Source organism: Psychrobacter sp. NG25, from assembly GCF_015234355.1.
GTDB lineage: Bacteria > Pseudomonadota > Gammaproteobacteria > Pseudomonadales > Moraxellaceae > Psychrobacter.
In genome coordinates, this window is sequence record NZ_JADGMV010000005.1 from 89,944 (window position 1) to 104,292 (window position 14,349).

Below are 14,349 nucleotides of genomic sequence, written 5' to 3' on the forward strand. Positions count from 1 at the left end.
TCTATTTACCATAACTTATAGGTCTGATTTTAGCATAATGTTGTGGTTTTTAAATCTAGAAAAAGCGGCCGTCTTGTGTACTTGCTTGTTTACAGATTTTTGTGGACATTGTCAGTTTTTGGACTTGTTTATGATGGCAGTGTATAGTTAGGCCAGTTTTGTACGCACTTACTAAATATCAATAATTATAATGTTGCCGAGTCTATATGATAGGCACATTGCATTTTTTATTTTAATCATTTTTATAAGGATTATATTATGTCAGACCGTTACGGTGATTTTGTTCAGTCTTCTCTTGGCAAAAAAGTGGCCAAAAATTTGGGTTTGCCATTACCAGTGACTCTTGATCGTTTCGAGAGTGGTGAGAATTTAGTACGCGGTAGTGTGTTGGTTGGTCGTGCTAAGGGCGAGGATAAAAGCGTTAGCGCATCGATCTCACGTATTTTGTCAGACGTACATGCTGATGTTTATGTAAATAGTAGCGACGATATCAAAGATGAATTGGCTGATGCGAGCATCGAAGCAAAAGCCAATACCGGTGGTGATGACAAATTCAAAGTTCTATTGTTTGATGCCAGTAATATCGTCAATGCCGAGCAGCTCAAAGAAGTGTATGAATTCTTCCATGCTGTTGCTCGCCGTGTCGACAAGTCTGGTCGAGTCATTATTGTTGGTCGTACGCCAGAGAGTATCACTGATAATATCGAAGCAGCAATGGCTCAGCGCTCACTTGAAGGCTTTGTAAAGTCTGTTGGTAAAGAATTTAAGCGCGGTGTTACTGCACAGCTTATCTACGTTGAAGAAGGCGCAGAGCAAAATCTGGATTCGACATTACGCTTCTTCACCTCAGCTCGTTCAGCGTATGTCTCAGGACAAGTTGTCCGCGTTAGCAAAGGTGAGTCAGTTGAAGTAGATTGGACGCAGCCTCTAGGTGGCAAAACCATGCTAGTGACTGGAGCAAGTCGCGGTATCGGCGAAGCAATCGCTCGTGTGTTGGCTCGTGAAGGCGCTCACGTTATTTGTCTCGATGTACCGCAGCAGCAAGCTGATCTACAAAAAGTCGCGAGTGAAATCAGCGGTTCTGTCGTGACCGTGGACATTACTAGTGAAGACGCAGGCAAAGAAATCGCAGAAGCAGCACAAAAGCGTGGCGGTCTGGATTCGATTATTCATAATGCTGGTGTCACACGTGATAAGACATTGGCAAACATGGACGAGAAAAAATGGGACATGGTGATCGATATCAACTTAAGCAGTATTGCTAGGCTAAATTGTTACTTACTAGACAATGACGTGCTAAAAGAAAATGCACGTATCGTATGTGTATCATCTATCTCAGGTATTGCAGGCAACATGGGTCAAACCAACTATGCCACCTCGAAAGCAGGTGTTATCGGTCTGGTTGATGCGACTGCTAAGCAACTAGAAGACAATGCTAAAGGCATGACCATCAATGCAGTGGCACCAGGGTTTATCGAAACTCAAATGACGGAAGCGATTCCATTTGCTATTCGTGAAGCCGGTCGTCGCATGAACTCAATGAGCCAAGGCGGCTTGCCAGTAGATGTTGCTGAGACCATCGCATGGTTTGCATCACCTGCTTCTGGTGGCTTGAACGGTAACGTGGTTCGTGTTTGTGGTCAGAGCTTACTAGGGGCCTAACACCTATTTCTAAGTAGACAGAAGTAATGATTAAGCCTATAGTAAATATATAATATAGTGCATTATTTATTATTTACCTCACATATGCTTACGAAAAAATTGCTGATAAATCGTAATAAAGCTGCCCGAGGGTGGCTTTTTTATGATAAAAACACAGAAACCATCAGCCAAATCATGTTTCGTTATAATAAGTGCTTGTAACCTGTATTAAAAATCACGTAGATTACTTATACTTTGGATTGAGTATAGCGCTTAAGATACTGTTTACTGGTAAGCCTTAACGAACGACTTTATAGCATCTCTGTATGCACCAAGAAAATTTGCTCAAGCCCCACTTAGGATTTATTATGTCAGACAAGCATTATGATGCGCTGCCAAAAGCGCATACGACCTACGCCAATATCGTCAAAAGTTTATTGCCTATCGTCAATAATGGTAAAGTTAGTAGAGATCAATTGCCGCAATCGACCTATTATGTGGACGATCTGCACATCGATCAGGGTAACTTAAACGATTATCGTAAAATTTGTGGCTTTGCTGATAATGGCAATATCCCGATTACGTACTTTTCGGTGCTGTCTCAAACGCTGCAAATGAACATGATGGTCAAAGAGCCGTTCCCATTTGCTATGCTGGGATTGGTACACGTCGATAACAGTGTGACCCAGTATCGTCCAATTGGTGAGCGTGAAACGGTCGCTATGTCTGTCACCTTTGACAACTTGCGTGACCATGCTCAAGGTCAGCAGTTTGATTTTGTGACAACGGTAAAATCAGAAGACAAGGTGATTTGGGAAGGTACGTCGACTTATCTGTCACGTAGCAAACAACCAAGCCGTAGCAAAGACAAAAAAAGCACACCGCGTCCAGTCGTGGTCAAACCCTCAGTCAATCCAAAAGGCGTACACAGTATCTTTGAAGTACCAGAAGATATCGGTCGTCGTTATGCCTTTGTATCAGGCGATTTTAACCTTATCCACTTACATCCATTATCTGCGCGCGCTTTTGGCTTCCCTAAAGCCATCGCTCATGGTATGTGGTCAAAGGCTAAGTGTCTTGCCATGATGGATGAGTTGCCAGACGCTTGTACTGTTGATGTGTCATTTAAACTGCCTATCTTTTTGCCAGCAGAAGTCGAACTCATTGCTGATCCGGTAGCACAGCTTGAGAGCGCAGATGGCACTTGTGAGTTTGGCTTATATAGCTCTAAGAATGACAAGCCGCATTTGGCAGGCACGGTTACATTACAAAGTGATAGTTAATCAAAGCTAGCATAACAGTCAGTAACATGACTGCCGTTTAACTAACAACTATTTCAATAGCAAACTTAACGAACAACTTTATACTTATGACTGCACATACGGAAGCAACAAGCCCAGAACAACTTGATAATTCAGCTGCCAATGACGATGTCGCTAACAACGACGTTGCTAATAACGACGTTGTTAACAATGAGGCTGAGACTACAAACGTCACACCTGACCAAGAGGCTCCTGATAATGGTGTCGATCTAGCTGCCATTTTTGAGCCTTATTTTCGTCCTGATGATAACACCATTGTATGCGGTGCACTCGATGACGAAAAGGTAGTAGCTTTAGCGCAAGCGGGTGTCGAGCTAGTGATTAATTTGCAGCCTGATAACGAATTAAGCTTTGATGAATCATCAGCGGTCGAGCAGGCAGGTATGCACTATGAGCATCTGCCTATTAGCGGCGCGGCGGATTTAAAACAGCTAAAAATATTGGCGTTTGACAACATATTACGCCAAAATCATGGCAAAAAAATAGCCGTACATTGCGGAACTGGTAACAGAGTTGGCGCGGCAATTGCCCTGCGTGCAGGTTGGTTGCGTGGGCGTAAGATGGATACTGCTATGGAACGTGGGCGCAGTCATGGTTTGACTAAGCTTGCCGAAGAAGTTCATAATCGTCTATTGGTACCACGTTAAAGTATAAGCACGTTTGACGAGTAAAAAGGCGACCGATAGGTGGCCTTTTTTTTGAGTAAATAAAAACAAGTTTGACACCGCTAATCGTACTTTTTGGGATTGGTATCATATTAAGCGCTAAGGTTTTTCATACTTAGCTATTCTACAAAACAGAGCAGGAAAACTATGACCGATAATAATAAAACCAATCATAATAATCAGATTAATACACAGCTTCAGCAGCACCTACAGCAACTGCTCACCGACTTACAGCTTGATGATGCGCCAGCAGGTGGTGCGGTGGTTGTCTATCAGGCTGGCAAGTGTATTGCTCAGGCAAGTATGGGGTTGGCACGTTTGGACATGTCATGGCAGCCTGACACTTTAGCGATAAACTTTTCGACAGGTAAAGGTATATTGGCGACACTGGTGCATGTATTGGTTTCGCAGCAGATGCTTGATTATGACACGCCTATTGCACACTATTGGCCAGCATTTGCGGCACAAGGTAAAGGTGAAATTACGCTACGCAATGTGATGTCACACCAAGCCAATTTATTTTCCATTCAAAGTATCGAGGTAGATAGTGAAGCCTTGCTTGATTGGGAATACATGCTCAAGACGGTTGCTGTCATGCCGATCACTGCACCAGACCATGCCGAGCTATATGACAGTGCTTATAGTGCTTTAGTCTATGGTTGGGTATTGGGCGGTGTCATAGAAGCCGTTACTGAACTGTCTTTGGCTGAGGCGCTGCGCCGTTATCTCACTGAGCCTTTAGGTATTGCTGATAGCTGTTATTTTGGCGTACCAGCAAGCAAAGTTAACCAAGTGGCAAAGCTGGCCAAAGATTTTGAGTCATCAAATGAAGATAACTCACAACTGCGTAGTAAACGTCAAAAACCAACCTTAAAAGTAGATTCGCAAAGTGTCTTACGTGCTTACGAAAACCTGCCTAGTTACGCATGTTGGCAGCTGCAAGCCTTAGCGAATATAAAATCAGCAGATATTGGTCAAGCTGATGAGCAAACTAGCTTACCTGTGTTGGATACGGCCTATATTAATCGTTTGTACTTTGACACAAGCAAGCTCAATCTAAAAAATTATAAGGCAGCGCTCATACCAGTTGGAAAACAAGCGATCGATTATCATAGTCGTGAAACGCTACAGGCCGTGATTCCAGCCGCCAATGGTGTCGCCTCAGCTCAGGCCTTGGCAACCATTTATGCCATGCTTGCCAGTGGCGGCGAGTGGCAAGGACAGACGCTTATTGATAGTACAACCTTTGAGCAGCTATCCACACCACAAGTCTCAGGACTAGATGCTGTCATGCCAGCAGCAATGCATTGGCGCTTGGGCTATCACCGCCGGTTGGATATTTGTCAAAGCGAAGCCAATGAAACAGCCGATGTAAGCAAGCAAGGATTTGGACACATGGGCTACAACGGTTCAGTGGCTTGGTGTGACCCTGAGCGCCAGTTGTCATTTGCCTTTGTCCATAATTTTGATGCAACGATGCTCAATGATATCCGTCAGTTTGCGCTAACGGAATCTGTGTTGAGTATGATTGATGCAGCGCTTTAAAAACCTTATTGATAAGTTCAATGAGGCTTATTCGGTGTCATTTTAAGTAGCCTAGTTGCACTCAAGCCATGAATGAAGATTGAGGCTAGAATCACAATTGAGCAGACAATCCATAACTTGAGTGCATCTTCATCACCGAAGAACCCTTGGTTTAGCGCATAAGATAAATAATACAACGTACCAATACCACGGATACCTAATGCTGAGATAGCGTATTTTTCAGTGCGAGGAAGATTTAGCCCTGATAAAGCGATAAACCCACCAATAGGACGTATCAATAACAGGAAAGTGAAGCTGACGATGTAAACACGCCACGTCAGCTCCACACCTGACTGTAATCCTTGACCTAGAAAAATGCCAAACATAACCAGTACGAGCGACATAAGCAAACCTTCGGATTGCTCTGCGAAATCATGGAGTTTGTGATGGTAGCTGTGCTCATGCTCTGAACGCCGGAAGGCAAATGCCGCAATAAAGACAGCGATAAAACCATAACTATGTACAAACTCTGCTAATCCATATGCTACAAGTGTCAGGGCGATGACCACATAGCCTTGAGAAATAGTAGTGTCTTGGCTATATTTCGAAAATACCAGCTTTGCCATGACTTTACCCACGACAATACCCACCACCAAACCTGCGCCAATTTTCCACAGTACATCATGGGTGAACCATGACCAGAGCATTTCACTGGTGAAACGATTGCCTTCACTAAATGCTTCCGCTATTTTTATTGCTAAATAAACGAAGGGAAACGCCAGTCCGTCGTTAAGCCCTGCCTCTGAGGTGAGGGTAAATCTCGGTGTATCTTCGCCGCCCGTATTAGGCGGTCCTACCTGAATGCTAGATGCCAATACCGGATCGGTTGGGGCTAGCACAGCCCCTAACAAAATAGCTGCTCCAAGGCTCAAACCAAACGCATAATACCCCAAAATGGCCATCGCAAAGATACCAATCGGCATGGTAATCAGTAATAGGCGTACTGTCGGCCTCCACAATCGCCAAGACAGCTTGGTATCAATCTTGATACCAGCACCTACCAATGACACGAGCACCACGATTTCGGTTAGTTTTTCAATAATTAAACCGTTATCCATCGGATCTAAAAATGATAAGCTCGTCCACCAATAGCCCATGATTAGACCAAAGCTGACCTGTAGCATAGGTAAGGAGACGGGCGTGCGTTTAAACATAATAGGAAACAATGCTCCTAGTAAGAAAGCGACACCGCAGATTAATAAGAATAAATTATAGTTTTCGATCATAAGGAGTAGGCACGTCGTGATTTTTAAGGGGACAGTTTTGATAACCCTTATCATGACGTTTAAAAATATTAATTACCGCAAAAAATCGTTATTAAAACGTCTGCTGCGTTGTTTTTTGGTGAAAAAAAGCCTGCATAAGATATGCAGGCTTTTCATGGGTCTTTAGATTGATGTGTTTTAAGATAGCTTATTTACCTTAAAACACAGTTTGTACGTTTTAGCGTTCTACTTGGCTCACATCACGGACAGCACCAGTATCGGCACTGGTCGTCATGGCAGCATAGGCACGTAGCGCAGGGGTTACATGACGATCACGGCTCACAGGTTTCCATGCATCGCGCCCGCGTGCTTCCATCGCATCACGTCGAGCGGCCAAGTCGGCATCACTGACTTGCATGTTGATGGTACGATTTGGGATGTCGATATGGATGGTATCGCCTTCTTCAACCAGACCGATGGCACCACCTTCCGCTGCTTCAGGGCTGGCGTGACCGATTGATAGGCCTGAGGTACCACCAGAGAAACGACCATCAGTGAGTAGGGCGCACTCTTTACCCAAGCCTTTTGACTTTAGGTAAGTCGTTGGGTAAAGCATTTCTTGCATACCCGGGCCGCCTTTAGGGCCTTCATAACGGATAATGACTACATCACCGGCAATGATATCATCAGCCAATACCGCAGCGACGGCATCATCTTGTGACTCAAATAGGCGCGCGCGACCAGTAAAGACTAAGATGCTTTCGTCCACACCTGCGGTTTTGACCACACAGCCGCGCTCGGCGATGTTGCCATACAGTACGGCCAAGCCGCCATCTGTAGAATAGGCATGTTGGGCACTGCGAATACAACCAGACTCGCGGTTGACATCGAGGTTTGACCATTCTTTTGATTGTGAAAATGCTTCAGTGGTACGTACGCCACCCGGTGCTGCAAGGAAGCGTGCGCGTGCCTCAAGGTTATCAGCGTTCATGATATCCCACTTATCAATCGCAGCTTTCATCGTTGGACTATGAATGGTCGGTACATCAGTACTTAATAGACCGGCACGATCGAGCTCAGCCAATAAGGCAAAAACACCACCAGCACGATGCACGTCTTCCATATGATATTTTTGTGAAGCAGGGGCAACTTTTGCAAGGCACGGCACACCGCGGCTTAGACGATCGATATCTGACATTTTAAAGTCAACTTCGGCTTCATTAGCAGCAGCTAACAGATGCAAAATAGTATTGGTCGAACCGCCCATGGCGATATCCAAGGTCATCGCGTTTTCAAACGCAGCCTTGCTAGCGATTGAGCGCGGTAATACTGAATCATCATCTTGCTCATAACGGCGTTTGGCCAATGAAACAATGGTACGACCCGCTTCTAAGAATAGCTCGCGACGCAGTGAATGAGTGGCTAGTAGCGAACCATTACCCGGTAATGCCAAGCCTAAAGCTTCGGTCAAGCAGTTCATCGAGTTGGCGGTAAACATACCAGAGCACGAACCGCAAGTTGGGCAAGCTGAGGCTTCGATAGCGGCCACATCTTCATCACTAATGCTGTCATCAGCGGCATCCATCATTGCATCGACGAGGTCGAGTTTACGAACCGCACTGCTGTCACTACTATCAGTATTGTGACTCTTACCAACCGTACTGGCTAAAATCTTGCCCGCTTCCATTGGGCCCCCTGAAATAAACACTACTGGGATATTAAGGCGCATAGCGGCCATCAACATACCCGGTGTGATTTTATCGCAGTTAGAAATACACACTAGCGCATCCGCACAGTGAGCGTTGACCATATATTCGACAGAGTCGGCAATTAGGTCGCGACTTGGTAGCGAGTACAACATACCGCTATGACCCATCGCAATACCATCATCGACCGCAATAGTATTAAACTCTTTTGCAACACCACCGGCTTGTTCAATTTCACGTGCGACCAGTTGTCCAAGATCTTTTAGATGCACGTGACCAGGTACAAACTGAGTAAATGAGTTGGCAATGGCAATGATCGGTTTGCCAAAGTCGCCGTCAGTCATGCCAGTTGCACGCCATAGTGCGCGAGCGCCTGCCATATTACGACCACCAGTAGAGGTTTTTGAGCGATAATCCATGTGATATTCCTTACAAATAGGCGAGGTTTATTAAAATGTTCAGCCTCAGCTGTGATATTGATAGTGTGCTTTTTATGATGCGTGAGGACTAGTGAATAATTCTAGGTTGTTACCATACCATTAGATATGAATACCTAAAAACAATTCGTTGCTTATGATAAATGATGGATCAAAAAAGTGCTATTCAAGACGCTCCAATATCGCTGTCTCAAACCACGGCAGCTCAACTTTATCCGCATCCAGTTTGGCGATAATCCCTAACGCATGAGTCGATGGCAAAAGCTGATAGTCGCTACTCACATCGATGTTCATAATCTGATCGTTGGTTGGTGCTTGTTCGTCGATACTGACCAGTGCCTGCTGAGTGTTTTTATAGAGCACATCCACACGGCCAAAAAACTGCCAGTCTTTAAATGAAGCGGCGAGCGCGTCAGCAGCATTTTTGGTATAGATTTGCTGCGTCTCTTTGCCTGTATTTGTCCAATGTAGACGTACTGCTAATTGCAGAGTCTCACTAAAGACAACCAATGAGCCGATGACTTTGACATGCCACGGGCTAGCCAATAATGCTTCACTAATACCAATGAGTTGAGCGGCTTCATGAGCTGTCATGGGTATATTGAATTTAGCCAGTAGCGCAGGTGTGAGTGGATGTGTCTGTTTAATCACATCATCTAAACTGTCGTAATGATATAGAAAGGGCAGCGGAAGGTCTTGAGTGACTGTCTTTTTGCTGATTTTACAGTTATGAATCCGCCAAGCGATTGTTTTATCAGTTAATGCATCTGCCAGAATAATGGTGTTCGGCGCAAGGGTTTGCGGGCTATTACTAGCGTTTGCTTGCTCCGCGTCGTTCACAGATACTGTGTCATCGGATACAGAGATTGATGGCATGTCATTAATTGTAGAATGAGCGTGATTGTTATCTGATTGAGTCGTCAAGGTAGGCGAGTTCATAAACATCATGTTATTAAAATAGAGGGTCAATATAACATTTTAAGGGCATGGCTCGCTAATAAATTGGTGAGTTATGGTACTTAATGTATGAACTATAGATTCTGATTAAACACTTGATAACACCTTGTACTCAACTTATATTTCGTCCACTATATGACAGATGCTTTTATCTATTTTAGATAACTATGAAGCAAGTAATTGACTAATAATAAAACTCTCAAAGGAAAAATAATGACTGAATTGAATCAACAAACTACTTATGATGACAATAACATTTTTGCCAAAATGCTAGACGGTGATATTCCCTATCATAAAGTATATGAAGATGATAAAACGCTTGCCTTTATGGATATCATGCCGCAAGCCGAAGGCCATGTATTGGTCATACCGAAACAGAAGGCCGTTGATTTAGCCGATCTTGAGCCTGAATATGCTGCGGCTGTTTTGATGACGTCTAAGAAAGTCATGCAAGCCCAGCGTCAAGTGTTCGAACGTGAGGGCATTATTCAGATGCAGTTAAACGGCGCACAAGCTGGGCAAACCGTTTTTCATTACCATGTGCATCTAATCCCATCGAGCATTCATGAGCTGGGTCGTCACGCTGCTGCGATGGCTGATCAGGAGAAACTAGCAGCAATTGCCAGTCAACTTGCTACTGTGATTGATGCTGAATAAATAAAATATAATCAGAGATTGGGGCGTGTCCTCAATCCAATCGATAGTCATCTAAATGGGTTAAAAATGGCTAAATCTTGCCAAACAGCGTCAAATAGCTGACTAATATCTCGATATTATCTGCGCTATTTTCCTTGTTTGACTGCAATTTATCTTATTTTTATCACCATTTCTGAAATGAGGGCACGCCCTAGAAACATTAATCTTGCTTGAGATATCAGTTATAAATCTCGAATAGGTCCATATCAATAAAAAGGTAGCTAACAAGCTGCCTTTTTTATTTGCTTGGTAATAGTCATGTAACAATCTTTGAAGTAATGTTACGAATCCAGTACTTACCTAGGGTTTATGCAAGGAGTGTGATAAAAATCATATCTATCTACGTTCGTTTGATTCATTTTGAGGATATTATTTTTTATGAGTAAATTACCTCGTTCGACTATTTTATTGCCAGTGTTTGTGCCAGCAGCCATTATTATGCTGTTATTAGTGGTTGGTACGGCTATCAACCCTGATGCTGCGGGAGCACTGTTCAGTGACGTGCTGAATTTTACCACCGAAACGTTTGGGTGGTTTTATATGCTGGCAGTGGCATTGTTTTTATTATTTATTATCGCACTGGCCTTTTCACCTTATGGTGGGATTAAGCTTGGCCCCGATCATGCAGAGGCTGAATATAAGTTTCTTGAATGGTTTGCCATGCTGTTTTCGGCAGGTTACGGGATTGCGTTGCTCTTCTTTGGTGTTGCAGAGCCTGTCATGCATTTTGCCAGTCCGCCTATGTCTGCACCAGAGACGATTGCCGCTGCAAAAGAAGCGATGCAAATTGCTTACTTCCATTGGGGTTTTCACATTTGGGCGATTTATGCTGTAGTTGGGCTATCGCTGGCATATTTTTCCTTTCGCCATGGCTTGCCGCTATCGATGCGCTCCACCTTATATCCTCTGATTGGTGACAAGATACATGGCCCTATCGGTCATGCAGTCGATGTGTTTGCGATTGTTGGTACCATGTTTGGTATCGCAACCAGTTTGGGTCTATCGGTATCACAAATCAACGCAGGTCTGAATTATCTCATGCCAGATTTGGTGCCTGTCAGTACGGGCGTTCAGGTCATTGCTATTGCAGTGATTACCGCTGCTGCACTGGTATCAGTGCTGGCAGGTATGGATAAAGGCGTAAAGCGACTGTCTATCTTAAACATGCTACTGGCAACCGCCTTGATGCTTTTTGTATTTATCGTGGGACCAACAATATTCATCCTCAATGCCTTTATGGAAAATACGGGTAGCTACTTGGGTAATATCGTTGAGCGTACCTTTAGCTTGCAGGCTTATGAGCACAATGACTGGATTGGTAACTGGACGCTATTTATCTTTGCATGGACGATTGCGTGGGCACCATTTGTCGGCTTGTTTATCGCCAAAATTAGCCGTGGTCGTACGATTCGTGAGTTCGTGTTAGGGGTGATGTTAGTACCGACTTTCTTCACCTTTTTCTGGTTTGCGGTATTCGGTGACACCGCGCTAAATATGATTATGATTGATGGCTATAACTCATTAATTGGTGATGTGCAAAACAATCAAGCAATTGCCTTGTTTAAACTATTAGAGAACCTGCCATTTACTCAGTTTGTCTCTTCACTAACGGTTCTATTGATTATTACCTTTTTTGTGACGTCATCGGATTCTGGCTCATTGGTCATTGATGCGCTAGCAGCTGGTGGCCGTAGTGATACACCATGGTGGCAGCGGACATTTTGGGTCGTGACGGAAGGTGCGGTCGCTTCAGCACTGCTACTGGCTGGTGGACTAGAAGCCTTGCAAACAGCTGCTATTGTGAGTGCGTTGCCGTTTGCCATTATTATGTTGATTGCGATGTTTGGGATGTGGCGTGCGTTACGTATCGAAGGCCATCGTAACCAAAGCTTGGACAACAACAGCAAGCTACCACCGCATCTGCTCAATTCATCAGCATGGCGCGATCGTATTGATTACATCACCGATCAGCCTACACGAGACAAAGTCTTAAGTTATATCAAAAACGTGGTGATGCCATCGATGACTGAGGTTTCAGAGAAGTTCGCTGAAACAGGTTGGAAGCCCTCTGTGAATTATGATGCCGTCAATAATCGTGCGGTACTTGAGCTACAGCGCGGTGACGATGTCGAGTTCTGGTATGAGGTGCGCTTGTCAGAGCATGACGCTCCTGATTACTACACTGAAAAGATGGTTAGTGATTTGCCACAAGAGCATCATCACCGTGCAGAAGTATATCTGCGCCGCGGCGGTCAAACTTATGATTTGTACGGCTATAAGTCAGACTCTGTCATCAACGATATCATCGATCAGTTCGAAAAATATCTGCACTTCTTAAACGTGTCTCCAGATAGCCTACCATGGCGTATGCAAGAGCATGATGAAGACATCACACTAGAGCAGGGTAGTGTGTTTGATAAATAATCGGATGGATGGGAATTAGTGTTTACTGATGCAAGTTATTCACGTTAATAGCTTGCAATAAGTGTAGGATTCCTTAGAATAACGGCTTGTTTTCTCTGCAGATCAAGCCGTTTTTTTATGTCTATAGATTCTCCTGTTTTACCCTCGTCTTTGCCAGTGTCTGAGCATCCATTATTGCAGCCGTTAACTATCGGTGGTCTGACGATTGAAAATCGTCTGATGGTGGCTCCTATGGCGGGTGTGACAGACAATCCTTTTCGCCGACTGTGTAAGTCATTTGGCGCAGGTCACGCAGTCAGCGAGATGATTATCGCTGATACTGCGCTTTATGCACGCAAAAAATCTTTGTATCGTGCCAATTTCGATAATGAAATTGCACCTATTTCTGCGCAGATAGCAGGGGCTGAACCCGACAAGTTGGCTGAGGCTGCTCGTTATCAAATTGATAATGGGGCACAGATTATCGATATCAATATGGGCTGCCCTGCCAAAAAAGTCTGCCGTAAGCTGGCAGGATCTGCGTTGCTACAAGATGAAGATTTGGTTGCGCGCTTGCTAGATGCTGCTGTCAACGCGGTCGATGCACCCGTAACGCTAAAAACGCGACTGGGTTATGAAAATGGCCGCGAAAATATCTTGCGAGTGGCCAAGCGGGCAGAGCAAGCAGGCATTGCCGCGATTGCCATTCACGGGCGTACGCGTGAGGATATGTATACGGGCGAAGCACGCTATGAGCTGATACGTGAAGTCAAAGAAAGCATCAGTATTCCAGTCATCGCCAACGGTGATATTGATAGCGCGCAAAAAGCCCAACGCGTGTATGAGTTGACAGGTTGTGATGCCGTGATGATAGGACGTGCTGCTCAAGGTCAGCCATGGATATTTCGTGATATTGGGCATTTCTTACGGACTGGTGAGACTCTGGAAGCACCTAGTGTCAGTGAAATCAAAGAGATCGTACTGGCGCACTTGCAAGAGTTATATGGCTTTTATGGTGAGTATTCTGGCTGCCGTATCGCGCGCAAGCATATCGCTTGGTATACGACGGGTATTCCAAACTCTAATGCCTTTAGGCAAGCGATGTATGGTGAAGAGAGTACTGCTGGTCAGTTTCGCGTTGTTGAGAGTTTTTTAAAAGCCCATGAGTGATAGGTAATACAAGCGTTTACTGCCAAAGGAATATTGGGTTATTAAATAAGCCTTAGGGCTTATCAAGTGATTCTGTCTTTGATGTTTGTTTAGTCGCTGACTGATCTTTTTGCCAAGGAAATCGGCCTTCTAATTCGACTTGTAGTGACAAACTCAGAAAGGTTCGAATAAGCACGATAAACCCCAATACTAAAACGCTGCGTAGCGTAGGCTCTGTGACGACAGTGGCCATAATATCGGCCGCAATCAGAACCTCTAGCCCTAATAGAATAGATTTGCCAACGGTCTGCCTGATTTCGACATAAGTATCATGATTGAAGCTGCCTGTTCGGCGAACGCCTCGATAAAAAGCAAAAAACAGTCCAAAAAACATAATAAGTACGCCAATGATTTCTACTATCTTGGCAATCACATCAATGTAATGTGCTAGAGTTGCAATCAAAATATATTCCTTATGAATGTTCAGTGAAATCGCAAATGCAGTAATCACGCTATTATAAGTTTTTGAACTCCCAAAGTCGTCAAATTATCTGGATGCGATGGCTGTTTTATTCACTTTAGTC

The 14,349-nt window shown here is 44.3% G+C and carries 11 protein-coding genes; 7 read left to right on the forward strand and 4 right to left on the reverse strand.

Translation table 11 applies throughout. The annotated features are described in order from the left end of the window. The first annotated feature begins 258 nt into the window (after positions 1-258). From IPZ60_RS08860 to IPZ60_RS08875, 4 genes are all read left to right on the forward strand, one after another. On the forward strand, positions 259-1,662 hold the full coding sequence (locus IPZ60_RS08860) for a 3-oxoacyl-ACP reductase (RefSeq protein ID WP_194197447.1): 1,404 nt from the start codon (positions 259-261) through the stop codon (positions 1,660-1,662). A 347-nt stretch (positions 1,663-2,009) separates the two neighbouring features. Continuing rightward, positions 2,010-2,924, forward strand: a complete 915-nt coding sequence (locus IPZ60_RS08865; RefSeq protein WP_194197448.1) for a MaoC family dehydratase — start codon at positions 2,010-2,012, stop codon at positions 2,922-2,924. 86 nt (positions 2,925-3,010) lie between these two features. Further along, positions 3,011-3,610 carry a beta-lactamase hydrolase domain-containing protein gene (locus IPZ60_RS08870; RefSeq protein WP_194197449.1) on the forward strand — a complete coding sequence of 200 codons (600 nt, stop codon included), beginning with the start codon at positions 3,011-3,013 and terminating at the stop codon, positions 3,608-3,610. A 165-nt stretch (positions 3,611-3,775) separates the two neighbouring features. Then, positions 3,776-5,173 carry a serine hydrolase gene (locus IPZ60_RS08875; RefSeq protein ID WP_194197450.1) on the forward strand — a complete coding sequence of 466 codons (1,398 nt, stop codon included), beginning with the start codon at positions 3,776-3,778 and terminating at the stop codon, positions 5,171-5,173. Between the two features lie 17 nt (positions 5,174-5,190). Here the strand turns inward: IPZ60_RS08875 and IPZ60_RS08880 are convergent, their stop codons facing one another. The 3 genes from IPZ60_RS08880 to IPZ60_RS08890 all read right to left on the reverse strand — a co-directional run bounded on the left by IPZ60_RS08880 (position 5,191) and on the right by IPZ60_RS08890 (position 9,499). Then, positions 5,191-6,438, reverse strand: coding sequence for a sodium:proton antiporter (locus IPZ60_RS08880; protein ID WP_194197451.1), 1,248 nt, complete (start codon positions 6,436-6,438; stop codon positions 5,191-5,193). A 217-nt stretch (positions 6,439-6,655) separates the two neighbouring features. After that, positions 6,656-8,542, reverse strand: a complete 1,887-nt coding sequence (gene ilvD, locus IPZ60_RS08885; RefSeq protein ID WP_194197452.1) for a dihydroxy-acid dehydratase — start codon at positions 8,540-8,542, stop codon at positions 6,656-6,658. Between the two features lie 180 nt (positions 8,543-8,722). Continuing rightward, a complete protein-coding gene (locus tag IPZ60_RS08890) occupies positions 8,723-9,499 on the reverse strand; it encodes a hypothetical protein (protein WP_227669307.1) in 777 nt (258 codons plus the stop codon). Between the two features lie 231 nt (positions 9,500-9,730). On the opposite strand from IPZ60_RS08890, the gene IPZ60_RS08895 reads away from it, so the two are divergent. The 3 genes from IPZ60_RS08895 (at position 9,731) to dusB (ending at position 13,786) form a co-directional block, all read left to right on the forward strand. After that, positions 9,731-10,174 carry an HIT family protein gene (locus IPZ60_RS08895; protein WP_194197453.1) on the forward strand — a complete coding sequence of 148 codons (444 nt, stop codon included), beginning with the start codon at positions 9,731-9,733 and terminating at the stop codon, positions 10,172-10,174. Between the two features lie 417 nt (positions 10,175-10,591). Further along, the gene (locus tag IPZ60_RS08900) at positions 10,592-12,637 is read left to right on the forward strand and encodes a BCCT family transporter (protein WP_194197454.1); all 2,046 of its coding nucleotides are present in this window, start codon (positions 10,592-10,594) and stop codon (positions 12,635-12,637) included. A 117-nt stretch (positions 12,638-12,754) separates the two neighbouring features. Next, on the forward strand, positions 12,755-13,786 hold the full coding sequence (gene dusB / locus IPZ60_RS08905; RefSeq protein ID WP_194197455.1) for a tRNA dihydrouridine synthase DusB: 1,032 nt from the start codon (positions 12,755-12,757) through the stop codon (positions 13,784-13,786). Positions 13,787-13,838: 52 nt separating this feature from the next. Here dusB and IPZ60_RS08910 read toward each other — a convergent pair whose 3' ends face one another. Continuing rightward, positions 13,839-14,228: a DUF1622 domain-containing protein gene (locus tag IPZ60_RS08910; RefSeq protein WP_227669308.1), complete on the reverse strand. Its 390-nt coding sequence runs from the start codon at positions 14,226-14,228 to the stop codon at positions 13,839-13,841. Between the last annotated feature and the right edge of the window lie 121 nt (positions 14,229-14,349).

Coding starts and splice junctions, on each gene's coding strand:
- IPZ60_RS08860 (WP_194197447.1), top strand. CDS start 259: ATGTCAGACCGTTACGGTGATTTTGTTCAGTCTTCTCTTGGCAAAAAA.
- IPZ60_RS08865 (WP_194197448.1), top strand. CDS start 2,010: ATGTCAGACAAGCATTATGATGCGCTGCCAAAAGCGCATACGACCTAC.
- IPZ60_RS08870 (WP_194197449.1), top strand. CDS start 3,011: ATGACTGCACATACGGAAGCAACAAGCCCAGAACAACTTGATAATTCA.
- IPZ60_RS08875 (WP_194197450.1), top strand. CDS start 3,776: ATGACCGATAATAATAAAACCAATCATAATAATCAGATTAATACACAG.
- IPZ60_RS08880 (WP_194197451.1), bottom strand. CDS start 6,438: ATGATCGAAAACTATAATTTATTCTTATTAATCTGCGGTGTCGCTTTC.
- ilvD (WP_194197452.1), bottom strand. CDS start 8,542: ATGGATTATCGCTCAAAAACCTCTACTGGTGGTCGTAATATGGCAGGC.
- IPZ60_RS08890 (WP_227669307.1), bottom strand. CDS start 9,499: ATGAACTCGCCTACCTTGACGACTCAATCAGATAACAATCACGCTCAT.
- IPZ60_RS08895 (WP_194197453.1), top strand. CDS start 9,731: ATGACTGAATTGAATCAACAAACTACTTATGATGACAATAACATTTTT.
- IPZ60_RS08900 (WP_194197454.1), top strand. CDS start 10,592: ATGAGTAAATTACCTCGTTCGACTATTTTATTGCCAGTGTTTGTGCCA.
- dusB (WP_194197455.1), top strand. CDS start 12,755: ATGTCTATAGATTCTCCTGTTTTACCCTCGTCTTTGCCAGTGTCTGAG.